Genomic DNA, 22557 nt, shown 5'->3' on the forward strand with positions numbered 1-22557 from the left:
GACCTCAGGTCCGTGAAAGCGCCGTTCATGGTTTTACTCCCACTCGATGGTGCCCGGGGGCTTGGAGGTCACGTCGAGGACCACGCGGTTGACCTCCGCCACCTCGTTGGTGATGCGGGTGGAGATGCGTTCGAGGACCTCGTACGGCAGGCGCGTCCAGTCCGCGGTCATGGCGTCCTCGGAGGACACCGGGCGCAGGACGATCGGGTGACCGTAGGTGCGGCCGTCGCCCTGGACACCGACACTGCGGACGTCCGCGAGCAGCACGACCGGGCACTGCCAGATCGTGCGGTCGAGACCGGCCGCCGTCAGCTCCTCGCGGGCGATGGCGTCGGCCTGGCGCAGTGTGTCCAGGCGCTCCTGGTTCACCTCGCCGATGATCCGGATGCCGAGACCGGGGCCGGGGAACGGCTGGCGCTGCACGATCGTCTCGGGCAGGCCGAGCTCGGTGCCGACGCGGCGGACCTCGTCCTTGAACAGCGCGCGCAGCGGCTCGACCAGCTCGAACTGCAGGTCGTCCGGCAGGCCGCCGACGTTGTGGTGCGACTTGATGTTCGCGGTGCCCGCGCCACCGCCGGACTCGACGACGTCCGGGTAGAGCGTGCCCTGGACGAGGAACTTGTAGTCGCCCTCGGCCTTGAGGTCGCGCTCCGCCTGCTCGAACACGCGGATGAACTCGCGGCCGATGATCTTGCGCTTCTCCTCCGGGTCCGTGACGCCGGCCAGGGCGTTGAGGAACCGCTCGCGCGCGTCGACGGTCACCAGGCGGATGCCCGTGGCGGCCACGTAGTCGCGCTCGACCTGGGCGCGCTCACCGGAGCGCAGCAGGCCGTGGTCGACGAACACGCAGGTCAGGCGGTCACCGATGGCGCGCTGCACCAGCGCAGCGGCCACGGCGGAGTCGACACCGCCGGACAGGCCGCAGATCGCCTTGCCGTCACCGATCTGCTCACGGATCCGGGTGACCTGCTCGTCCACGATGGACGACGTCGTCCACTGCGGACGGATGCCCGCGATGTCGTGCAGGAACCGGCGCAGCACCTCCTGGCCGTGCGGCGAGTGGTGCACCTCCGGGTGGTACTGCACACCGGCGAAACGGCGTTCGGTGTCCTCGAACGCGGCGACCGGGGCGCCCTCGCTGGTCGCGGTGACGGTGAAGCCCTCCGGCGCCTTGGTGACGGCGTCGCCGTGGCTCATCCACACCGGGTGGCTGCCGGGCAGCTCCTCGTGCAGCGCACCGCCCGCACCGGTCACGCCGAGGTCGGTGCGGCCGTACTCGCGAGTGCCGGTCTGTTCAACTGCGCCGCCGAGTGCGCGCGCCATGGCCTGGAAGCCGTAGCAGATGCCGAAGACCGGGACGCCGGTCTCGAACAGCTTCGGGTCGACCTGCGGGGCGTTCTCCTCGTAGACGCTCGACGGGCCACCGGACAGCACGATGGCCAGCGGGTTCTTGTCGAGGATCTCGCTCACCGTCGCGGTGTGCGGGACCACCTCGGAGTAGACCTGGGCCTCACGCACGCGGCGGGCGATCAGCTGCGCGTACTGGGCGCCGAAGTCGACGACGAGAACAGGGCGGTTGCTGGTGTCGGACACGTCGCCAAGGATCTCATGCGTGGACGGTGAACTGCTGACCGGTGGCGGGCTGAACCAGGTGTTCAGGGTGGGTGACGCGGTGCGCAGGCCGGCCGGTCCGTGGGCTGCGCGTGTGCACGAATTGTTGCGACACTTGGCGCCGCTGGGGATCGCGCCGGTTCCGCTCGGGCTCGACGACGAGCACGAGCTGCTCAGCTACCTGCCCGGTGACGTTGGCCACGTGTTCCCGGACGACGACGCTTCGTTGATCGAGTCGGCGCTGCTGCTGCGCAGGCTGCACGACGCGACAGTCCCGCTCGTCGATCGGCTCGACGGGTGGCAATTCGCCGCCAGAGAGCCGGTCGAGGTGGTGCTCCACGGCGACTTCGCGCCGTACAACACGGCCTATCGAGACGGAGTGCCCGTAGGCATTTTCGACTTCGATGCCGCCCATCCGGGTCCGCGCTGGTGGGACGTCAGCTGGGCGCTCATCCAGTTCGTGCTCGGGCTGCCTGACGAGCGCAAACGTCGTACTGCGCTTTTCTGCGAGACGTATGGCTATGCATACGAGGACGAACACGTCCTCATGCGACTGGAGGACATGATCCACACCATTCGCGAGCACCCGGCGTTCGTGAAGCAACGCGAGGAACGGCACGACGACTACTACCTGGGACTCATCGAGTACGTGCAGGCCAATAGGGCTTAACGTGATCCCATGGACGCGTTCACGCCGCAACCCAGGCCGTGCTGGGTCGCCGGCCGCCCCGAGCAGGGCGAGCAGGCGTTAGAGGTCTTCCACCCGTTCGACGGCACCGAGGTCGCCTCGGTCGCCGTGCCGGGCAGAGATCAGGTGGAACGCGCGGTGGCGGCGGCCGCTTCCGTGGCGAAGGAGTTCCGGCGAACACCCGCGCACGTCCGGGCCGAGGCGCTGCTGCAGGTGTCGCGGACGCTGGCCGAACGCGCGGAGGAGATCGCCGAGACGATCACCGCGGAGAACGGCAAGCCGCTCAAGTGGGCCGAGATCGAGGTTTCCCGCGCGGTCAACACGTTCCGGTTCGCCGCCGAGGAAGCGCGGCGGTTCACCGGTGGGCTGCAACGGCTCGACACCGAGGCCGGTGGCGTCGGGCGGATGGCGATCGTCCGGCACGTGCCGCGCGGGCCGGTGCTGGCGGTGGCGCCGTTCAACTTCCCGCTGAACCTGGTGGCGCACAAGGTCGCGCCGGCGCTCGCGGTGGGGGCACCGGTGATCGTGAAGCCCGCTTCCGCCACGCCGCTGTCGGCGTTGCTGCTGGGCGAGATCCTGGCCGAGACGGACCTGCCAGAGGGCGCGTTCTCGATCCTTCCGGTGCGCGGCAAGGACATGGACGCTCTGGTGCGGGACGAGCGACTCCCGGTCATCTCGTTCACCGGGTCCACGAAGGTCGGCTGGTCGTTGATGGAGGCCGCGCCGCGCAAGCACGTCGTGATGGAGCTGGGGTCCAACGCGGCGGCCATCATCTGTCCTGACTGGACGGACCTGGACCACGCGGCGCAGCGGATCGCGACGTTCGGCAACTACCAGGCCGGGCAGTCGTGCATCGCCGTGCAGCGGGTGATCGTGGACCGCTCGCAGGCCGGCGAGTTCGTGCCGAAGCTCGTGGAAGCCGTGGGAGCGCTCAAAACCGGCGACCCGCACGACCCCGAGGTCGAGGTCGGCCCGCTGATCGACGAGGACAACGCCCGCCGCGTCGAGGAATGGGTCAACATGGCCGCCGACTCCGGCGCGCGCGTGCTGCTGGGCGGCAAGCGGACCGGTACGACCGTCGAGCCGACCGTGCTCACCGACGTGCCGAAGACCGCCAAGGTGTGGACCGAGGAGATCTTCGGGCCGGTGCTCGTGGTGTCGGTGGCCGACGGCGTCGAGGACGCGTTCGCGCAGGCCAACGACTCCAAGTACGGGCTGCAGGCCGGGGTGTTCACCCGCGACGTGCAGGTGGCGTTCGAGGCCGCGGCCGAACTGGAGGTCGGTGGGGTGATCATCGGTGACGTGCCGTCCTACCGCGCCGACCAGATGCCCTACGGCGGTGTGAAGGGCTCGGGCACCGGGCGTGAGGGCGTCCGGTCGGCGATGGAGGACTTCACCGAGGAGCGGATCACCGTGCTGACGGGCATCCAGCTATAGCCCCTGGGGGAACCCCAGCACGCGGTCCGGGTCGTACCGTCGCGCGACTTTCCTGAGTCGCGCGAGGTTGCGGCCGTAGTAGGCGGTCGGCCAGTCGGGCATCTCCGGGTCGATGTAGTTCACGTACCCGGTGTTGCCCGCGCCGAGCCCATCGCGGATGCCGGCGAGGATCCCCCGCGCCTCCTGCTCGGTCATGTCGACGATGTCCACGAAGATCTGGGCGCTCGCCGTGGCGTCGCGGTGCGGGAACGCCGTGGCGCCCGGTGCTACCCGTTCGATCACGCCGCCGAACGAGTCGAACAGGATCGCGACGGACCGCTGCCCGTCCATCAGCTGTGCCACCCGGGAACCGGGCACGTGCCGGCGCAGCATCCGCGACGACGCCACGAACGGCTTGCCGGGCTCTGCCGGTCCCGCGTAGTAGCGCATCGCCTCCAGGTAGCCCATCTCCTTGACGTCGCGCACGCCCGGAGGCATCCGGTCCAGCAGCGCGTGCAGGTCCTTCGCCGGGCCCACGTACGTGCCGCCGACGCTGGGCAACGACCTCGGGCCCGCGTCGACGCGGAACCCCGACCACAGCTCGTCCGGCGCCTGCGCCACCCACTCCTGCCAGGCGTCGAACGTGTCCGCCGTCGCGCCTTCCGGGTACTTGAGGCTGAACACGGCGAGGTCCGGAGCCGGGTCCGTGCGGAAGGTGAACGACGTGACGATGCCGAAGTTGCCACCACCTCCGCCGCGCAACGCCCAGAACAGGTCCGGTTCGCACTGCGCGTGCACGGTCCGCAGGCATCCGTCCGGCGTGACGATCCGCGCGCCGGTCAGGTGGTCGCACGTCAGCCCGTACTTGCGGGCGATCACGCTGATGCCGCCGCCGAGCGCGAGCCCTCCGATGCCGACCGAGCGGCACGTGCCGGCGGGCAGTGCCTGACCGGCGGCCCCGACCGCCTCGTAGACGTCGAGCAGCTGTGCCCCCGCACCGATCCGCGCCGCGGTGCCGTCGACCTGGACGTCCGCCATCCCGGCGACGTCGACGATCAGGCCGTGCTCCGGCACTGAGTAGCCCGCGTAGCTGTGCTTGCCGCTGCGTGCGGCCACAGGGATGCGTTCGTGCGACGCGAAGTCGAGGCACGCCTGCACGTCCTCCGGGCGCACGCACCGTGCGATCGCGGCCGGCCTGCGGTTCGCGTAGATGGTGTTGAACGGCAGCCTGAGCTGGTCGTAGCCCGCGTCCTGCGGCAGCACGAGCCGCTCACCGAGTCGTCTGCGCAGCCTCGCCCAGTTGGTCTCGGCCGCGGTGGCCGTCGCGGTGCCCATCCCCAAGCCTGCGACGGCGAGTGCGGTTCCCTGCAAGAATGTTCGTCTGTTGACCCCCATGACGTGAGCACGCCCGGCCCCGGCCGCGGGTTGCCCTCTACCAGCCGAGTGCGCGCCGCTTCACCTGATCGTCGCAACGGTGTGCGGCAACGTGCCCATCCGGTCTGATCAACCAACCGTCTGTTGTCGTGAAGCCGGGACCTGCGATGCGGGAGCCGGCGATGAGCTCGCCACCGTCCGTCGTGAGCGCGGAGTGCTCGTAGGAGAACGGGGTGAAGAGCTGGCCCGAGTCGATGCCCTCGCCGGTTTCGAGCGCTTTCTGCCGGCGTGCGCGCTCTTCTTCGTTCCCCGGCACCAGGAATCGCATGGTGTCGCCGGTGATGCGGAGGTTCTCGTCGGCGGCGGCACCGCGTTCGTGCTCGTAGGAAGCCAGCAGGCGCGGACCGGCCTCGCCGTTGCGGTCGGCGGCGATCTTCCACGCGGCGTTGTCGGCGTCGCAGATCCCGGAGTTCAGGCCGCGGGCGCCGAACGGGCTCATCACGTGCGCGGCGTCGCCGGCGAGCAGGATCCTGCCTTTCCGGAACGTGCTGGCGCGGCGCTGGTGGAAGCGGTAGGTCGACTGCCAGACCACCTCGTAGGGCTTGTCGCCGACGATCGCGCGAATGCGGTCGTCGGTGAGCTCGACGTCCTCCGCGACCTGCCAGTCGATTCGCCAGACGCCGTTCGGCTGTGGGTGCAGGAGAACCTGGCGGCCGGGGTTCCACGGCGGGTCGAAGTAGAAGCGGCGTTCCGGTGTCTCGAAGTCCAGGTCGACGCGGACGTCCGCGATGATGAACCTGTCGTCGAACGAGAAGCCCTCGAACGGGATGTCCAGCAGCTGCCTGACCGTCGAGTGCACGCCGTCGGCCGCGATGCAGTGACTGGCTTGCAGATCCTTTGTGGACACTCCCGCGTCGTCCTGGGTCAGGCTTTCGAGCGCGTTGCCGTAGCGGAGCTCGATGAGCGGTTCCTGGCGGATGCGTTCTTCCAGCAGCTGCTCGACGACGGTCTGCGGGGTGTTCACGAACGGCGGGAAACCCTCAGCCTGCGGGAAGGTCAGGGTCAGCACCTCGCGGTCGCGGTGGTAGGTGCGGCCGGTGTACCAGGTGACGCCCGCGTCGGCGACGGCCTGGCCGACGCCGATTCGTTCGAGGATCTCCAGGACGTCGCGCTGCACGCAGATCGAGCGGCTGCCGACCTGCTGACGTTGCGGAGCCTTCTCCAGGATCACGCTCGGCACGCCGGCTTTCGCGAGGAACAGCGCGGCGGTCATCCCCACCGGCCCGGCGCCGACGACGAGCACGGGTTTCATTGCAAGGCTTCCCAGACCGCGCGGTCGCGCTCGGCGGTCCAGATGTCCGGCCAGTCTCTGCCGTCGCACTCGTCCCAGTAGCGCTTCACGTCGAACGGCAGGCAGTGCTCGAAGATCGGCCAGCGCCCGTAACGGGGTTCGAGCGTCGCGTGCGCGAGCCTGAAGGCCTGTTTGAGCGTGCCGCCCTCGGCGTGCACCCCGCCGACCGTGCGGCGCAGCTCGTTGAGGAAGTGCCTGCTCTGCTCGATCGCGGCCTCGACCTCGATGCGGTCACGGGCGACCTTGCCGCGTCCGCCGACGAGCACCTCCGCGCCGAGGTCCGCGATCTCGTCCAAAGTGGACGTCGCCCATTCGTCGTGGAACGCGTCGCCGGTGTAGAGCGCGGCCTGCGACTCGACCAGGTCGCCGGCGAAGAGGATGCGTTGCTGCGGCAGCCACGCCACGATGTCGCCCGCCGTGTGACCGCGGCCGAGGTGCTGCAACACGAGGTCGCCGCGGTCTTCGCCGAGCGGGATGCTCATGCGGTCGGAGAACGTGAGCGTCGGCCAGGTCAGCCCCGGGATCTCCTCGGGTTGTTCAAATAGCCGCGGCATGCGGCCGTACTCGCTCTCCCAGTCCTGCTGCCCGCGTTCGGCGATCAGCACGCGGGTCATCTCGTGCGCGACGATCTCCTGAGCGTCGAACGCGCTGGCGCCGAGCGTGCGGACGGCGTGGTAGTGGCTCAGCACCAGGTACCGGACGGGCTTGTCCGTGTGCTTCCTGAGCTGCGCGAGCCACCGCCGGGCAGCCGCCGGGGTGGCGCGGGCTTCGAAGCAGATCAGGAAGTCCTCGGCCTCGATCGCCCCGACGTTGGGGTCACCCTCGGCGGTCAGGGTGTAGACGCCGTCGGCGAGCTCGACGAACACCTCGTCTTTGGGGGCGAGGTCGGCGCTGGAGGCGAAAGGCTTCTTCGGCTTTTTGGCCATGCCTCCACCGTGTCAGGACGCCTTCACGATCGGCAACCGCAATGCGGCTGGAGCTTGATCGGGAACTGCCGGGTTCTTCGGCTTCGTCGGGTTGATGCGCTTGTACGGTTGTTCCTGGCCGGGCCGCTGGTCCTGCTCGCCCTTGTTCGGCCACAGCGAGAACGCCCGCTCGGCCTGCGCGGCGATGGTGAGGCTCGGGTTCACGCCGAGGTTCGCGCTGATCGCCGCACCGTCCACAACGGACAGGCCGGGGTAGTTGAAGACCCGGTGGTACGGGTCGATCACGCCTTCTTCTTCACTGGCCGCGATCGCGCAACCGCCGATGAAGTGCGCGGTCAACGGGATGTTGAACAGCTCGCCCCACGTGCCGCCCGCCATGCCACCGATGTGCTTGGCGGCCAACAGGTTCGCCTCGTGCCCGGCCGGGATGAACGCCGGGTTGGGCTCGCCGTGCCCCTGCTTGCTGGTGAGCTTGCCGCGCTTGAGGAACGTGGTGATGGAGTTGTCGAGGCTCTGCATGACCAGCAGGATCACGGTCCGCTCGCTCCACCGGTGCACGCTCAGCAGCCTCAGCAACCTCATCGGGTGCCTGATCGCCTGCTTGATGAACTGCAGCCATCGCGGCGTGCTCATCGCGCCGTCCGTGGCGAGGGTTTGCAGCAGCCCCATGGCGTTGCTGCCCTTGCCGTACCGGACCGGCTCGATGTGCGTGATCTCGTCCGGGTGGATGGAGCTGGTGATCGCGACGCCCTTGGTGAAGTCGTTCTGCGGGTCGACGCTGTACCGCGCGGCCCCGATGATCGACTCGGAGTTGGTGCGGGTGAGCTCGCCGAGCTTGCCCGAGATCTTCGGCAGGGTGGTGGCCTTCGCCTTGTGCAGCAGCTGCTGAGTGCCCCACGTACCTGCGGCGATGACGACCTGGTCCGCCGTGAAGGTCTTCGTGGCCCGGCCGCCGGTCATCTTGGTGTCGATGGTCCACTTGCCGTCTGCTTGCTGCAGCTGGGTGACCGTGGTCAGCGGAAAGACCTCGGCGCCGAGCTTCTCCGCGAGGTACAGGTAGTTCTTGACCAGCGTGTTCTTGGCGCCGACCCGGCAACCGGACATGCAGCTGCCGCACTCGGTGCAGCCCGTGCGCTGCGGCCCGGCACCGCCGAAGTACGGGTCGTCGGCGGGTTTCCCGGGCTCGCCGAAGAACACCCCGACGGGCGTGGCGTGGTAGCTGTCCTCGACGCCCATGTCCTTCGCGACCTTCTGCATGACGACGTCGCTCGGGGTCGTCGTGGGGTTCGTGACGACGCCCAGCATCCGGCTCGCCTGGTCGTAGAACGGCTCCAGCTCGTCCTGCCAGTCGGTGATGTGCGCCCACTGCCGGTCCTCGTAGAACGGCTTGAGCGGCCGGTACAGCGTGTTGGCGTAGACGAGGCTCCCCCCGCCGACGCCCGCGCCGGCCAGCACCATGACGTTGCGCAGCAGGTGGATGCGCTGGATGCCGAAGCACTTGAGCTGCGGTGCCCACAGGTACTTCCGCAGGTTCCAGCTGGTCTTGGCGAACTCGTCGTCGGCGAACCTGCGGCCGGCTTCGAGCACGGCGACGCGGTAGCCCTTCTCGGTCAGGCGGAGCGCGGCCACGCTGCCACCGAACCCGGAGCCGACGATGACGACATCGAAGTTACCGGCGAGTTCACCCATGAACCGGAGAGTAGGCGTTACTTCCGGTAACGCCTAGTCCCCGATCGGTTCAGAGGAGGGAGGAGAACTGATGAAGGCGGTCCAGAGGTCGACCGCCTGCTCAAGGCTCAGGGCCGCCACCTGCTCGACGGGCACGCCCGCGGTGTGCACGAGTCGCCGCGCGAGCCAGTCGGGGACAGGCTCGCGCACCACAGGCTCCTCGACGGTCACGTCCCCTGCCAGCCGTCCGAGCCTGCCGATCACATCCGCCAGCCTGGCCAGCGTTGAATCCTCGTCGGCCACTGCGGCGACGCGCGCTGACGCCTCGGCGTAGACCTCGGCATCCGAGCGCACGCCCACACACCAGACCTCGCAGACCTCGACAGCGCCGTCGGCGGTGATCCGGTACACGACGCGCCAGTGGTTGCGTCCCACGACCAGCTTGCGAAAGCCGGTCAGCTCACCACCAAGCGGATGACCGGCCTCCGGGTTGTCGAACAAGATCTGGATCTTCTTGAGCACCTTGGGCACGACATCCGGCCCGAGACGACGCAGGTCATCGATCGCCGCGTCGGTGAACTCGATCTCAGTCATCGAGCGAGTCGTCGTCCTCCACCGCCGCCAACGACTCGCGCGTGTGCCCGAAGGCGGCCAGCACGTCGTCGAAGGATGTGCGACGACCTGAATCCACGGCCGAACGGGCCAGCACGAGCGCAAGATCCCGCAGGTCTGCCGTCGCCTCGTCGATCTCGCAGAGGTGACTCATGGCAACCACGGCAGCGGCCCTGTGACCGTGCCGCGTGACGATCACCGGGCCGCCTTGCTCGGCGTCCGCGACCAGGCCGGCGACGCCGCGTTTCGCGGCCTCGGTGACGGTCAGCTCGCGAGCCTCGTGAAGAGCGGTCATGTGCAGAACTATACAGAAAATGTATACAGATGACAAAGGGCGCCAGATGGGACGCCCCTTCAAGTCAGAGGACCAGGCCTTCGATGACCCAGACCATGAAGGCGACGGCCAGCGCGGTGATCACCAGGCCGCCGCCGACGAACAGCGCCAGGGCCTTCCAGCCGATGCCGCCAACGCCTTCGTCGGCCGTCTCGTCGGCCTCTGCCAGCTCTACCAGCTCGTCGGCTTCCTGGACCTCGGCGTCCGTGTCGATCGTGTCCACTTCCGTGCTGTCGGTGCTGTTGTCGCCGAACAGGGAGTCCAAGTCCATGCCTTTCAGGACGCGTGAGTGGTCAGGCCGGTTGCAAGATCATCTCTGGGCCCAGGCGGCTACCGGAAGGCTCAGGTAGACGCCGACCTCGTGCAGCCCGGTGGCTTCGCCCACTGCCGCACACAGGCCGTCGACGCGGTCCTGGCGGTTGGCGGCGCGGCTCTCGAACCATTTCGAGCGGACCTCGACCACCACGTCCAGGCCGCTCGAGTCGAACGGGCCGTGCGGGCGGAAGCGCAGTTCCACGTCACCGGGCCGCAGGTTGCCGTCGTAGGGCTCCTCTGGGCACTCCACGGCCAGCGAGACCGCGTGCGGGAGTATCGCGGCGAGGTCCTTCAGTGCTCTGTGGGGGACGTGGGGTGCGTAGGTGATCTCGACGAGCGGCACGAGCACCAACCTTAAGGGGACTCCTGCGTCTCGGTTTGCCGCGATCGGGCGAACCACAGGCGGGACTCCGGGAGGTACTGCAGGACGATCGCCGGGACGACGACCAGCAGCGGCCACAGGGCCAGGCAGAAGAGGCCGCCCATCACGGACAGCACGAGGCGGCGGTCGCGGCCGCGCTTCAGCTGGCGGTTGAACAGCAGCAGGACGCCGCCGTAGATCGCGATCAGGATGTTGGCCAGGCGGATGTCCTGGTACAGCGAGCCCAACACGATCACGAGGCCGAAGACGAGCCAGAGCACCCAGGCGATGGTGACGACGAGAGGACGCTTCATGCGCGCCAACGTGCACCAGCGGCCCTTGCACTTCGATTGCGGCAAGGGCCGCCGGTGGATCAGCCGCGGATCGTCAGGCCGACCTTCTGGAACTCCTTGAGGTCCGAGTAGCCGGTCTTGGCCATGGCCCGCTTGAGCGCGCCGAACAGGTTCGTCACGCCGCGCGGGTCCGAGGACGGGCCGAACAGCAGCTTGCGGAGGTCGAGCTCCTGGTCGACCGCATCGGCGACCAGGCTGCGCGGCACGGACGGGTGCGCGGACGACGCCGTCCAGTACAGGCCCTGGCCCGGAGCCTCGGTCGCGGCGGCGAGGGGCTCGCCCAGCATCACGGCGTCGGCACCGCAGGCGATGGACTTCGCCACGTCGCCCGAGGTGGTGATGCCGCCGTCGGCGATGACGTGCACGTAGCGGCCGCCGGTCTCGTCGAGGTAGTCGCGGCGGGCGGCCGCGGCGTCGGCGATCGCGGTGGCCATCGGCACGCCGATGCCCAGGACCGAGTCGGTGGTGGTGACGCCGGGCGTGTAGCCGTAGCCGACGATCACGCCCGCCGCGCCGGTGCGCATCAGGTGCATGGCGGTGCGGTAGTCGCCGACACCGCCGGCGATCACCGGGATGTCGAGGTCCGCGATGAACGACTTCAGGTTCAGCGGCTCGCCGTCGCGCGACACGTGCTCGGCCGAGATGATCGTGCCCTGCACGACCAGGATCTCGACGCCCGCGGCCAGCAGGTCCGGGGTGAGCTCGGCAGCGCGCTGCGGGCTCACGCGGACCGCCACGGTGACGCCCGACTCGCGGACCTGCTTGATCGCCTCGGCGACCAGGTCCATCCGCAGGGGGGCGGCGTGCAGCTCCTGCAGCACCTTCACCGCCGCGGCCGGGTCGTCGTTGTCCTCGGTGGCCTGGACCAGGCGGAACAGCGCCTCGTCCACGTCACCGTGGCGCGCCCAGAGACCCTCGGCGTTGAGCACGCCGAGACCGCCCAGCTCGCCGACCGCGACCGCGACGCCCGGCGACACGATCGCGTCGGTCGGGTGGGTGATCAGCGGGATGTCGAAGCGGTAGGCATCGATCTGCCACGTCGTGGAGACGTCCTTGGACGACCTCGTGCGACGGGACGGGATGATCTCGATGTCGTCCAGCTCGTAGGCCCGCCTCGCGGTCCGGCCCATGCCGATCTCGACCAGATCGCGCACCTGTGGTTCCTCTCCTCGTTCGTCTGGGGGTCTGGGGGCCGCCCCCAGAGACAACACGCGAGCGAACGTGGTCCGCGCTTTCCGCTGACACACCTCGTTCGTCTGGGGGTCTGGGGGCCGCCCCCAGGGACAACACGCGAGCGAACGTGGTCCGCGCTTTCCGCGGACACACCTCACCTGAGCGAGCAGCCGGAATACCCTAACGGGTGGTGTAGTTCGGGGCTTCGACGGTCATCGTGATGTCGTGCGGGTGGCTCTCCTTGAGGCCCGCCGCCGTGATCCGCACGAGCTGCGCGTCCTGCAGCTCGGCGATCGTGCGGGAACCCGTGTAACCCATTGCCGCGCGCAGGCCGCCGTTGAGCTGGTGCACGACCTGCGACAACGGGCCGCGGAACGGCGTGCGGCCCTCGATGCCCTCGGGGACGAGCTTGTCCTCGTTGAGCACGTCGTCCTGGAAGTAGCGGTCCTTCGAGTACGACTTGGCGTCGCCGCGCGACTGCATGGCGGCCAGCGAGCCCATGCCGCGGTAGGTCTTGAACTGCTTGCCGTTCACCAGGATCAGGTCTCCGGGCGCCTCCTGGGTGCCCGCGAGCAGCGAGCCGAGCATCACGGCGGACGCGCCGGCCGCGATGGCCTTGGCGATGTCGCCGGAGTACTGGATGCCGCCGTCGCCGATCACCGGCACACCGGCGGGACGGCAGGCGAGCGACGCCTCGTAGATCGCGGAGATCTGCGGCACACCGACACCGGCGACCACGCGCGTGGTGCAGATCGAGCCGGGCCCGACGCCGACCTTCACGCCGTCCGCACCCGCGTCGACCAGGGCCTGGGCACCGGCACGCGTCGCGACGTTGCCACCGACGACGTCAGCCGAGTCGCCCAGCTCCTTCTTGATGCGCGCGACCATCTCCAGCACGCCGCGCGAGTGGCCGTGCGCCGTGTCGACCATCAGCACGTCCACCCCGGCGTCCGCGAGCGTCATGGCGCGCACGAACGAGTCCTCGCCCACGCCCACGGCGGCGGCGCAGAGCAGGCGGCCGTCCGGGTCCTTGGTGGCGTTCGGGTACTGCTCGGTCTTCACGAAGTCCTTGACCGTGATCAGGCCCTGCAGCTTGCCGTCGCCGTCGACGATCGGCAGCTTCTCGACCTTGTGGCGGCGCAGCAGCCCCAGCGCGGCGTCGGCACTCACGCCGACCTGCGCGGTGACCAGCGGCCCCTTGGTCATGACCTCGCTGACCTTCTTGGTGTGGTCGAGCTCGAACCGCATGTCGCGGTTCGTGATGATGCCCACCAGCTTGTTGTTCGCGTCGGTCACCGGCACACCGGAGATGCGGTAGCGGGCGCACAACGCGTCGACCTCGGCCAGCGTGGCGTCCGGCGAGCAGGTGACCGGGTCGGTGACCATGCCGGCCTCCGACCGCTTGACGGTCTCCGCCTGCCGGGCCTGGTCCTCGACCGACAGGTTCCGGTGCAGCACGCCGATGCCGCCCTGACGCGCCATCGAGATCGCCATCCGCGCCTCGGTGACCGTGTCCATCGCGGCACTGGCCAGCGGAATCCTGAGGGTGATGTTGCGCGAGATCCTGGTGCTCGTGTCGACGCCACTGGGAACGACGTCGGACTCGGCCGGCAGCAGGAGCACGTCGTCGAAGGTCAGTCCCAGCATGGCGAACTTGCTCGGGACTCCGTCAGCGTTGAGCTCGCTGGTCATAGCGGGTGACATGCCTTCCGTCGTGCGGTCTGCGCTCCGCTTGCCCTGTTTGGAGTCCTGCAGGTCCAGTTTCCGCAGGCGGAGGCGGTGCTGCCCATGGTATCTGGACGGCTGTGGGGGTACGGCGGGTACCGTGCGGGGTCGTGCCGCACGACGCGTTGCCACCAGACCCCTTCGAGGGCGACCCCGAGGACCCCGCGCTGACCCTCGGCGAGCCGGACCACGACCACCCGCCGATGGACGAGGACGAACGAGCAGAGCTGGTCAGCGACCTGAGCGACCTCGCCGTCTACCAAGCACTGCTCGAACACCGGGGCGTCCGCGGCATCGTCGTCGACTGCGGCGAGTGCCAGGAACCCCACTACCACGACTGGGCACTGTTGCGAGCCTCACTCGAACAGCTCCTCGCCGACGGCCGCATGCGCCCGCACGAGCCGGCGTTCGATCCGGACCCCGGCGCGTACGTGAGCTGGGAGTACTGCCGGGGCTACGCGGACGGCGTGACGGCCACGGAGTCAGCCCGCTGATCACGTGACACCGCCCACCCGCCAGGAGCACGTCCAGCAGCCGGACCAGCGGGGTGAGCAGGCCGCGACGGCCACGAGTCGCGGCTGCCGAGCCCGAGGCCAAGCCGCCAGACGGCACACCAGCGAGCTGGGGCTACTGCCGACCAGGGGCGGACGCGCCGCGTCCACCCGCTGTCGAGTCAGCCGGCTGGCCACGCGATGCCGCCCACCCGCCACAGCCAGGCGCGCCGACATCCCGGGTAAGGGCCTGTTGGCGGTAGTCACAGGCGGTTCGATCATGAGTTGGCGGTACTCGCAGACGCCGAAATCCACAACGGACGTTCGCAGCGCGGCGCCGAAGCGCCAACCCCAGCGTGGTGAACGCGGGGACAAGCCCCTGCGATCACATTCCACCTGACGTGTGACCACCAAAAGCATGTGAACGGCCCCTGACCTCGAAAGATCAGGGGCCGTTCACACTGCGTCTCAGTTGGAGCGGGCTCACTTGGAGCCGTGTTCCCCCTGCTGTCCCTGCGCGTCACCGTTGGCCGCACCGCTCGACCCGGGCGTCACCGCGGTGCCGGGATCCGCCGGCGGCGGAGGCGGAGGCGGGTTGTTCTCGCCGGCCGAGGTGGGCGGCGGCGGAGTGACCGACGACGTCGACGGGGGCGGCACCGTGGTGGTGGTCGGCTCGGAAGAAGGCGTCGACGACGGCGTGGAAGGCTTCGTCGGCTCGGTCGGCTGCGTCACCGGCGGCGTGGTCGGCGAGGGCGAGGTGGCCGAGGTGTTCGTGGCGAGCTCCTTCTGGAGCTCCGCGTGCTTCTCCTCGAGCTGGGCCTTGCCGTCCGCGGTGGACACGGAGCCGAGGCTGGCCTCGACCTTGTTGAGCTTCTCGCGGGCCTCGTTGACCTTGCCCTCGCGCAGGGCCAGGCGGGCCGAGTCGAGGTCGCTGCGCACGATGGCGGCGGCTTCGATCGACTTGGCGTGCTCCGAGTACAGGACTCGGGTGAGGCTCCAGAGCGCGTCACCGGGCTGGGCGTCGCGGGCGACCAGGCTCACGCCGGTGAAGGCGATGGCCAGGACCGCGGCGGCGCTCGCCAGCGGGATCAGGAAGCGGTGCCGCGACACCGGCTGCGGGCGGGCAGCCTGGATCGTGGCGATCGCGGTTTCGGTGTCGACCAGCTCGCCGAAGGGCGCGGTCTCCACCTCGTTGCGCCACGCGAGCAGCAACGCGTTCAGCTCGTCGTCCACCAAGGAGCCGCTCGGTGCCGCGGACCCCAGCGCGTCGAGCAGCCTGTCATCGGCCTGCACAGCCGAAAGATCATCTGCCACGACGGGTTCGTGCGGGGTTCTATCGTCCTGTCCTCGCACTTGCTCGTCGTCCTTCCCGTGCTCGTCGGCCACTCAGACCACCTCCTCCGCTGCCAGCGACTTGCGGAGCCGAGCCAGCGCACGGTGTTGCGCCACCCGGACCGCACCCGGCGTCGAACCGACCGCCTCGGCAGTTTCCTCGGCGGAAAGCCCGACCACCACCCTCAACAGCAGGATCTCCCGCTGCTTCTCCGGCAGGACGCGCAGTAGTACAGCCATCCGATCGGAGAGCTCTCCCTGCATCGCCCGCTGCTCCGGACCAGCTTCGGTCTCCGGCGCGTCGGGAACTTCGGGAACGGGCTCGGAGCGGTTCCTGGCGGCAGACCGATGTGCATCGGCAACCTTGTGCGCCGCGATCCCGTATACGAACGCGAGGAAGGGCCGACCCTGATCGCGGTAGCTGGGCAATGCCGTGAGCACCGCGAGACACACCTCCTGGGCCACATCGTCCGCCGAAGCGAAGCTCCGCTCCTGCCTGCCAACTCTGGCGCGGCAGTACCGCACCACAAGAGGACGAATGGAGGCCAGCAGGCGTTCGATCGCCTGGCGGTCGCCGTCGACGGCCGCGCCCACTTCGGCGTCCAGTCCGTCCCCCAAGTTGGTCATCGCAGACAACAGCCCTGGTGTTACTTGTTGGCGTACCGACATGAAACAGCACGAGTCACTCACCGCGACTCGTACCAGCAGATCTCACCGTACCGGTCTTCGCGCCTTCTGTTCATCAGTGGGGTATGGACACCCCGCGTGAGCAGCCGACACGCCGAACGACTCCAGCCCGGCGACATTGTCACCGGGCTGGGCTAATTCCGCGACCCGAGGGATCACCCCGTGCAGCAGGTGAGCCGTCTCACGCCACCGGCCCCGCTTCCCCACATGCGGCATATGAGGACGCGGGGCCGGTGCGGCGAGTGAACTACTGGACGAGACCGCGCCGGAAGCCGTGCGCGACCGCCTGAGCGCGGTCGCGAACACCGAGCTTGCGGAAGAGCCGGCGGGCGTGCGTCTTGACCGTGTCCTCCGACAGGTAGAGCTCGCGGCCGATCTGGCCGTTGCTCTTGCCCTGGCTCATCCCGCGCAGCACCTGGAGCTCGCGCTCCGTGAGCTGCACGCCGGGGTCGGAGGGCTGGCGCGGCGCCGGCACCGAGGTGCTGGCGAGCGTGTGCGCGAGGGCTGCCACAAGCTCGGGACGCGACGCGTCCCACCTCAGGTAGCCCCGAGCACCACCGGCGATCGCGGCAGCGATGCTGCCCGCGTCGTCGGGTGCGCCGAAGACGATGACGTTTGCCTGCGGATTTGCTGAGACGAGCCGACGGGTAGCTTCAACCCCGGTCGGGACGGCGCGCTGGGTTCCCACCAGCACCACGTCGACCGGCTGCCTTGAAAAGCGAGCCAACAACTCGTCACCGTGCGCTACGCAGTCGATGCGGCTAACCCCGGGGACAGCCGACATCACGCGGGTGAGACCCTCCCGCACACTGCGCCGGTCGTCGCAAATAAGGACCGTGGTCACGGGGACTCCTTTCCTGCAGCCGAGTGACGTTCCATCTCCCCTATCGGACGCTCGCGGCCCAACCTTGACACGATCCGGTGCTTAATCCGTCAAGAAGTTCGTCTGAGGGTCTGCGTTCGGGGGTTCCCCGGAACGGAGCAGCCCACTCGGCACCCACGGGGAATCAAGGGCGACCTGACGGCTGACGGGATCAGCTCTCCGTAACACGCAGCTCAGAGCCTCCGTCGCCCGGTCGATGGCGACTGCGCCCACCGTGGGGGCATGGCCCACCAGGACAAGAGCGCTCGGCCAGATCAACGGATGAAGTCCCCTGGTGACGCTGTGATTTAGCTCACACTCGACTAGTTCAACCCCTCTTGTCGACCCGTCGGGTGTCCCCCACACGACCAACGCGGTGCCCAGGACGAGCGCCGACTTGAGCTCGTGGCGAAGGGCCTTTCTGCTCGTCGCTACGCCGTACGCCTCCTCGGCGGGGGCCACCGCGGCGTGCGCCTGACCGGACGCGAGCGCAACCTCGGCGGTTACCCATCCCCGCCGGACCTCACTCCTCCACGAACCCGTCTCAACTCGTGCGAGCAACCTGCGGGCCTCATCGAGCCGTTGACCACCCAGCGAATCGGCGGCGAGACCCAGCAGTGCGTCTGTTCGGGCACCGTCCGCGTCGATCCCGTCCGGATCGCCACCACCGGTCGTCCGAACGAGCGCGAGCGCGGCTCCGTCAAGCGGACGAGCGAGGTGATGCGCCCCGAGCTGGCGGTGGTGCGATGCGCGCGTGGAGAGAGAAAGGGACGCGATCACCTGGTCGGGGTCGTGACGCAGCGCATCCAGGACGGTGGCCGCCGCCGCGTAGTGGCCTTGCCCCCCGAGCACGACCGCGGCGAGCCAGCGAACCCGCGAACTGGAGGACGACAGCGCGGACCAGACGTCGCGATCGGGTGAGTCACCGAAGGCGGCTCGGCGCAGCTCCTCTTCCACGACTGGAGTCTGTCAGGTGACAGCGGCCTCGACGGCGGCCACGGCACTCGCCAGGTCGTCCACCCGCTCGGCCGGAGTCGTCACGACCCCGCGCCGCCAGCCGGGCCCGCCCACGAACAGCCGGACCTGCTGCCGGGTCCGCGGCAGGGCCGTCAGCACTCCGGGATCGGCATACCTGGGCAGCTGCGCCCACAGCACGACCGCGGACGGCGCGGTCCGGCGCACGGCGGCGGCCAACGCGTCCATGGGCAGAGCAGCCCCGAGCTGCCGGACGACCACTCCTCGATGCGCGAGTTCCGCGGCCAGCGGATAGAGAGGAAGGTTGTGCCTCTCCTCCGGCATGCACGCGAGCAACACGGGCCGATGGTTGCGCCCAAGAGTGACGAGCGGCGTCGCGCGCACGAACGCCGCGAGCACGCACTCGTTCAGCAGGTGCTCCACCTCTACGCCGACCCCGGACAGCTGCCACCGCGCCGCGACGGCCGTCAGCACCGGGCGCACGACCTCGTTCCAGGTCGCGATCACCCCGTCGGACGCAAGCGAGTCGGCGAGCATTCCCTGCACCGCGATGGAATCCATCGCGACCGCCGCACGCCCCAGTCCGCGCGCCAATCGAGACGCTCCCGGCAGTTTCAGACCACGACCACCCGATGGGGCGACGGGCACCTCGCCGTGGGTCATCGAAGATTTCGAGTCGAGCGCGAAACGAGCCGCTTCCGCCGAAGAAGCGCCACGAAGAAGAGCGCGCTGCATCAATTCCAGCCGGGCCACATCGCGGGGCCCGTATTTCCGGTGCCGCCCAACGGTGTGACCGCTCGGGCCGAGCCCGTAGCGGCGGTCCCAGGTGCGCAGCGTGGCAGGCGCCACGCCGAGTCGCCTGGCCACCGCGGCCACTGAGAGAAGGGGCTCACTCGTGTGACTACCGGCAGATCTCTGGTCCGGATGTGTCATCACGAGAGCCATGTTCCGTTCACCTCATCCGGGCGGCAACTCCGGGCGGTGAGTGATCGAACACGCGTGCCGTCACCCATCAGTTGATAAGGGTCTTCAGCCTCTTGAACAAGTTTTGAAGCGGTTCTACGGTGGATCATCGTTAAGCCGAATGGAGCAGTCGTCACGGAGGCGGTCTCGATGGCGGACACCCGAAGGCTCCCCGGTCCCAACGCAGATCTCTGGGACTGGCAGATGCGCGGTTCGTGCCGGGGCATGGACAGCGCGTTCTTCTTCCACCCCGACGGCGAACGGGGTCCGGCGAGATCCCGCCGGGAAGCTCGAGCCAAGGCAGTCTGCCTCGCCTGCCCGGTGCTGGAGATGTGCCGCAAACACGCCCTGGCAGTGCAGGAGCCGTACGGAATTTGGGGTGGGTTGTCGGAATCGGAGCGCGACAACATCATCAAGGCGCGCAAGCGCCAGCTCGCAATCGTTTAGCCACAAATGCCATGAACGGCTCTTTCGTGGACCTGAAGTCCGCGAAAGAGCCGTTCATGGTTTGAGCCGAAATACCTCAGTGGCCGTGCCCGTGGCCGTGGCCGTGGCCACCGGCGGAAGCGGGCTCGTCCGCCTTCTTCTCGACGATGGCGCTCTCGGTCGTGAGCACCATGCGCGCGATGGAGGCGGCGTTCGCCACGGCGGAGCGGGTGACCTTGACCGGGTCGATGATGCCCTGCTCCAGCAGGTCGCCGTACTCGAGCGAGGCTGCGTTGATGCCGAAGCCCCAGTCGCCCTCGCGGACCTTGTTCACCACGACGGCGCCCTCGAGGCCGGCGTTCGCGGCGATCCAGAACAGCGGCGCGGACAGGGCCTTCGCGACCAGCGCGACACCCGTGGCCTCGTCACCGGTCAGGTCCAGGCCGCCGTCCAGCACCTTGGCGGCGTGGACGAGCGCGGAACCACCGCCGGGCACGATGCCCTCCTCGACCGCGGCCTTGGTAGCGGCGACCGCGTCCTCGATGCGGTGCTTGCGCTCCTTGAGCTCGGTCTCGGTGGCGGCGCCGACCTTGATCACGGCGATGCCGCCGGAGAGCTTCGCGAGGCGCTCCTGCAGCTTCTCGCGGTCCCAGTCGGAGTCCGTGGCCTCGACCTCGCGGCGCAGCTGCTCCGCACGGGCGGCGATGTCGGCCTTGGTGCCGCCGCCGTCCACGATCGTGGTGTCGTCCTTGGTCACGACGACGCGGCGGGCGGAACCCAGCTGGTCGAGCGTGGTCTCGGACAGCTTCAGGCCGATCTCCGAGGAGATGACCTCGCCACCGGTGACGACCGCGAGGTCGTCCAGGAACGCCTTGCGGCGGTCACCGAAGAACGGCGCCTTCACGGCGACGACCTTCAGCGTCTTGCGCACCGCGTTGACCACCAGCGTGGACAGGGCTTCGCCCTCGACGTCCTCGGCGACGATCAGCAGCGGCTTGCCGGACTCGGCGACCTTCTCGAGGATCGGGAGGACGTCGGCCAGGGCCGAGATCTTCTCGCGGTGCAGCAGGATGCGGACGTCTTCGTAGACGGCCTCCTGCGCCTCGAGGTCGGTCGAGAAGTGCGTCGACACGTAACCCTTGTCGAACTGCACACCCTCGGTGATGACCAGCTCGGTGGCGAGCGTCGAGGACTCCTCGACGGTGATCACGCCGTCCTCGCCGACCCGCTCGATGGCCTCGCCGAGCAGGGCGCCGATCGACTCGTCCCGCGAGGAGACGGTGCCGACCTGGGCGATGTTCTCGCGGCCCTTGACCGGGGTGGCCTTGGCCTTGAGCTCGTTCACGACCGCGTCGGCGGCGGCCTGGATGCCACGGCCGAGCGACGTCGGGTTCGCGCCGGCGGCCACGTTGCGGAGGCCTTCCTTCACGAGGGCCTGCGCCAGCACGGTGGCGGTGGTGGTGCCGTCACCCGCGACGTCGTTGGTCTTGGTGGCGACCGACTTGGCGAGCTGCGCGCCGAGGTTCTCGAACGGGTCGTCGAGCTCGATCTCACGCGCGATCGTCACACCGTCGTTGGTGACCGTCGGGCCACCGAACTTCTTGTCGAGCACGACGTGGCGCCCGCGCGGCCCAAGGGTGACCTTGACCGTGTCCGCGAGCTTGTTGACGCCGCGCTCGAGCGCCCGACGAGCGTCCTCGTCGAAGCTGATCTGCTTGGGCATTGCTTAGTGCCTCTCTGGGTAGCGAAACGCCCCGGAAGCCCCGGATGGGGCGCCGGGGCGTCAGGCATGACAGCCGGTCGTCTTAGTTGACGACGGCCAGCACGTCGCGAGCGGAGAGGATGAGGTACTCCTCGCCGTTGTACTTGACCTCGGTGCCGCCGTACTTCGAGTAGATGACGACGTCACCGACAGCCACGTCCAGCGGGACGCGGTTGCCCTTGTCGTCGATGCGGCCGGGGCCGACCGCGAGGACCTTGCCCTCCTGGGGCTTCTCCTTCGCGGTGTCCGGGATCACGAGGCCGGAGGCAGTGGTCGTCTCGGCCTCCGAGGCCTGAACGACGATCTTGTCCTCGAGCGGCTTGATGTTCACGCTCACCGGGATGACCTCCACGGGTCGTTGGCAGGTTCGAATTAACGGCTCCTGCCACCCCGCCGTCGCGGGGGTCGGGGCGGTGCTGGTGCCGTGCACTTGGCACTCTACCCACGAGAGTGCCAACGCTTCAACGAGACCCCCGAACCGGTCATGGGGTGGGAGCCGTATTCCAGTCATGCCCACCTTCACCCGCCGCACGTTGCTGCTCGCCGGCGTGGCGGGAGTCACAGCGTTCTCGGTCGCCGCGTCCGCCCGGCCGGCCGACCCTTTCACACTCGGTGTGGCCTCGGGCGACCCGACACCCGACGGAGTGGTGTTGTGGACCCGGCTGGCCCGGGAACCCCTGGCCGAGGACGGTCTGGGCGGCATGCCGGCACGTCCGGCCGAGGTCCGCTGGCAGGTCGCGCACGACGACCTGTTCACCAGGATCGTCCAGCACGGCTCCGCCACGGCTCGACCGGAGGAGGGGCACAGCGTCCACGTGGAGCTGGCCGGACTGGAGCCGGGACGCGAGTACTTCTACCGCTTCTCGGCGCTCGGGTACCTCTCCCGGACCGGGCGCACCCGCACCACGCCCGCACCCGGTGCGCTGCAGGTACCTCTGACGATGGCCTTCGCGTCGTGCGCGCAGTTCGAGCACGGCTACTTCACGGCGTACCGGCGCATGGCCGAGGACCAGCCCGACCTGGTGCTGCACCTCGGCGACTACACCTACGAGTACGAGGCCGGGATCCACAAGTCGCCAGCCGCCGGGTGGGGTGCTTGATGAACGACGTCGAAGCGCTGCTGGGCCGTTCCAACCGGCTGGGAGCGAACCC

General features: G+C 69.1%; 23 protein-coding genes and 1 pseudogene. 5 read left to right on the forward strand and 19 right to left on the reverse strand.

The genetic code is table 11. The features are described from left to right. Positions 1-33: 33 nt before the first annotated feature. Positions 34-1593 carry a glutamine-hydrolyzing GMP synthase gene (gene guaA / locus ABZX92_RS36535; protein WP_355569941.1) on the reverse strand — a complete coding sequence of 520 codons (1560 nt, stop codon included), beginning with the start codon at positions 1591-1593 and terminating at the stop codon, positions 34-36. A 19-nt stretch (positions 1594-1612) separates the two neighbouring features. On the opposite strand from guaA, the gene ABZX92_RS36540 reads away from it, so the two are divergent. Continuing rightward, complete coding sequence (locus ABZX92_RS36540; RefSeq protein WP_355569943.1) at positions 1613-2281, forward strand: aminoglycoside phosphotransferase family protein; 669 nt, start codon at positions 1613-1615, stop codon at positions 2279-2281. Positions 2282-2290: 9 nt separating this feature from the next. After that, the gene (locus tag ABZX92_RS36545; protein ID WP_355569946.1) at positions 2291-3736 is read left to right on the forward strand and encodes an aldehyde dehydrogenase family protein; all 1446 of its coding nucleotides are present in this window, start codon (positions 2291-2293) and stop codon (positions 3734-3736) included. Here ABZX92_RS36545 and ABZX92_RS36550 read toward each other — a convergent pair. The 11 genes from ABZX92_RS36550 to guaB form a co-directional block, all read right to left on the reverse strand. Further along, the gene (locus ABZX92_RS36550; RefSeq protein ID WP_355569948.1) at positions 3731-5050 is read right to left on the reverse strand and encodes an FAD-binding oxidoreductase; all 1320 of its coding nucleotides are present in this window, start codon (positions 5048-5050) and stop codon (positions 3731-3733) included. The two genes, ABZX92_RS36545 and ABZX92_RS36550, sit on opposite strands and share 6 nt — an antisense overlap. A 97-nt stretch (positions 5051-5147) precedes the next feature. Beyond that, positions 5148-6401, reverse strand: coding sequence for an FAD-dependent monooxygenase (locus ABZX92_RS36555; protein ID WP_355569951.1), 1254 nt, complete (start codon positions 6399-6401; stop codon positions 5148-5150). Next, positions 6398-7366, reverse strand: a complete 969-nt coding sequence (locus ABZX92_RS36560) for an MBL fold metallo-hydrolase (protein ID WP_355569954.1) — start codon at positions 7364-7366, stop codon at positions 6398-6400. Before ABZX92_RS36560 ends, ABZX92_RS36555 begins: the two co-directional genes overlap by 4 nt. A gap of 12 nt (positions 7367-7378) precedes the next feature. Next, positions 7379-9055, reverse strand: coding sequence for a GMC family oxidoreductase (locus tag ABZX92_RS36565; RefSeq protein WP_355569957.1), 1677 nt, complete (start codon positions 9053-9055; stop codon positions 7379-7381). A 33-nt stretch (positions 9056-9088) separates the two neighbouring features. Beyond that, positions 9089-9628, reverse strand: a complete 540-nt coding sequence (locus ABZX92_RS36570) for a type II toxin-antitoxin system RelE/ParE family toxin (protein ID WP_355569960.1) — start codon at positions 9626-9628, stop codon at positions 9089-9091. Beyond that, positions 9621-9941, reverse strand: a complete 321-nt coding sequence (locus ABZX92_RS36575; RefSeq protein WP_355569963.1) for a type II toxin-antitoxin system prevent-host-death family antitoxin — start codon at positions 9939-9941, stop codon at positions 9621-9623. Before ABZX92_RS36575 ends, ABZX92_RS36570 begins: the two co-directional genes overlap by 8 nt. A gap of 64 nt (positions 9942-10005) precedes the next feature. Beyond that, on the reverse strand, positions 10006-10251 hold the full coding sequence (locus ABZX92_RS36580) for a hypothetical protein (RefSeq protein WP_355569966.1): 246 nt from the start codon (positions 10249-10251) through the stop codon (positions 10006-10008). 39 nt (positions 10252-10290) lie between these two features. After that, positions 10291-10638 (reverse strand): hypothetical protein, encoded by a 348-nt coding sequence (locus tag ABZX92_RS36585; protein WP_355569969.1) that lies wholly within the window; start codon positions 10636-10638, stop codon positions 10291-10293. 11 nt (positions 10639-10649) lie between these two features. After that, positions 10650-10970 (reverse strand): hypothetical protein, encoded by a 321-nt coding sequence (locus tag ABZX92_RS36590; protein WP_355569972.1) that lies wholly within the window; start codon positions 10968-10970, stop codon positions 10650-10652. Between the two features lie 59 nt (positions 10971-11029). Then, complete coding sequence (locus ABZX92_RS36595; RefSeq protein WP_045309869.1) at positions 11030-12163, reverse strand: GuaB3 family IMP dehydrogenase-related protein; 1134 nt, start codon at positions 12161-12163, stop codon at positions 11030-11032. A 199-nt stretch (positions 12164-12362) separates the two neighbouring features. After that, complete coding sequence (guaB, locus tag ABZX92_RS36600) at positions 12363-13874, reverse strand: IMP dehydrogenase (RefSeq protein WP_355569975.1); 1512 nt, start codon at positions 13872-13874, stop codon at positions 12363-12365. 143 nt (positions 13875-14017) lie between these two features. Here guaB and ABZX92_RS36605 point away from each other — a divergent pair, with 143 nt between their 5' ends. Beyond that, positions 14018-14401: a DUF5319 domain-containing protein gene (locus ABZX92_RS36605; protein ID WP_204763241.1), complete on the forward strand. Its 384-nt coding sequence runs from the start codon at positions 14018-14020 to the stop codon at positions 14399-14401. Positions 14402-14881: 480 nt separating this feature from the next. Here the strand turns inward: ABZX92_RS36605 and ABZX92_RS36610 are convergent, their stop codons facing one another. From ABZX92_RS36610 to ABZX92_RS36630, 5 genes are all read right to left on the reverse strand, one after another. Continuing rightward, positions 14882-15712 carry an anti-sigma-D factor RsdA gene (locus ABZX92_RS36610; protein ID WP_355569978.1) on the reverse strand — a complete coding sequence of 277 codons (831 nt, stop codon included), beginning with the start codon at positions 15710-15712 and terminating at the stop codon, positions 14882-14884. A 72-nt stretch (positions 15713-15784) separates the two neighbouring features. Beyond that, positions 15785-16357, reverse strand: coding sequence for a sigma-70 family RNA polymerase sigma factor (locus tag ABZX92_RS36615; protein WP_030471987.1), 573 nt, complete (start codon positions 16355-16357; stop codon positions 15785-15787). 307 nt (positions 16358-16664) lie between these two features. Next, complete coding sequence (locus ABZX92_RS36620) at positions 16665-17261, reverse strand: response regulator transcription factor (protein WP_030471988.1); 597 nt, start codon at positions 17259-17261, stop codon at positions 16665-16667. A gap of 81 nt (positions 17262-17342) precedes the next feature. Further along, positions 17343-18236, reverse strand: coding sequence for a hypothetical protein (locus ABZX92_RS36625; protein WP_355569981.1), 894 nt, complete (start codon positions 18234-18236; stop codon positions 17343-17345). 12 nt (positions 18237-18248) lie between these two features. After that, on the reverse strand, positions 18249-19187 hold the full coding sequence (locus ABZX92_RS36630; protein WP_355569987.1) for a MerR family transcriptional regulator: 939 nt from the start codon (positions 19185-19187) through the stop codon (positions 18249-18251). 180 nt (positions 19188-19367) lie between these two features. Here ABZX92_RS36630 and ABZX92_RS36635 point away from each other — a divergent pair, with 180 nt between their 5' ends. After that, positions 19368-19664, forward strand: coding sequence for a WhiB family transcriptional regulator (locus ABZX92_RS36635; RefSeq protein WP_045309865.1), 297 nt, complete (start codon positions 19368-19370; stop codon positions 19662-19664). Between the two features lie 76 nt (positions 19665-19740). On the opposite strand, the gene groL is transcribed toward ABZX92_RS36635, so the two are convergent. Then, the gene (groL, locus tag ABZX92_RS36640; RefSeq protein ID WP_355569984.1) at positions 19741-21366 is read right to left on the reverse strand and encodes a chaperonin GroEL; all 1626 of its coding nucleotides are present in this window, start codon (positions 21364-21366) and stop codon (positions 19741-19743) included. A gap of 82 nt (positions 21367-21448) precedes the next feature. Continuing rightward, positions 21449-21742 (reverse strand): co-chaperone GroES, encoded by a 294-nt coding sequence (gene groES / locus ABZX92_RS36645; protein ID WP_030478362.1) that lies wholly within the window; start codon positions 21740-21742, stop codon positions 21449-21451. Positions 21743-21914: 172 nt separating this feature from the next. Between groES and ABZX92_RS36650 the strand changes: the two are divergent. Next, a pseudogene (locus ABZX92_RS36650) lies at positions 21915-22466 on the forward strand (PhoD-like phosphatase N-terminal domain-containing protein); the annotation flags it as partial. Between the last annotated feature and the right edge of the window lie 91 nt (positions 22467-22557).

The organism is Lentzea sp. NPDC006480, assembly GCF_040611995.1.
Classification (GTDB): Bacteria; Actinomycetota; Actinomycetes; order Mycobacteriales; family Pseudonocardiaceae; genus Lentzea.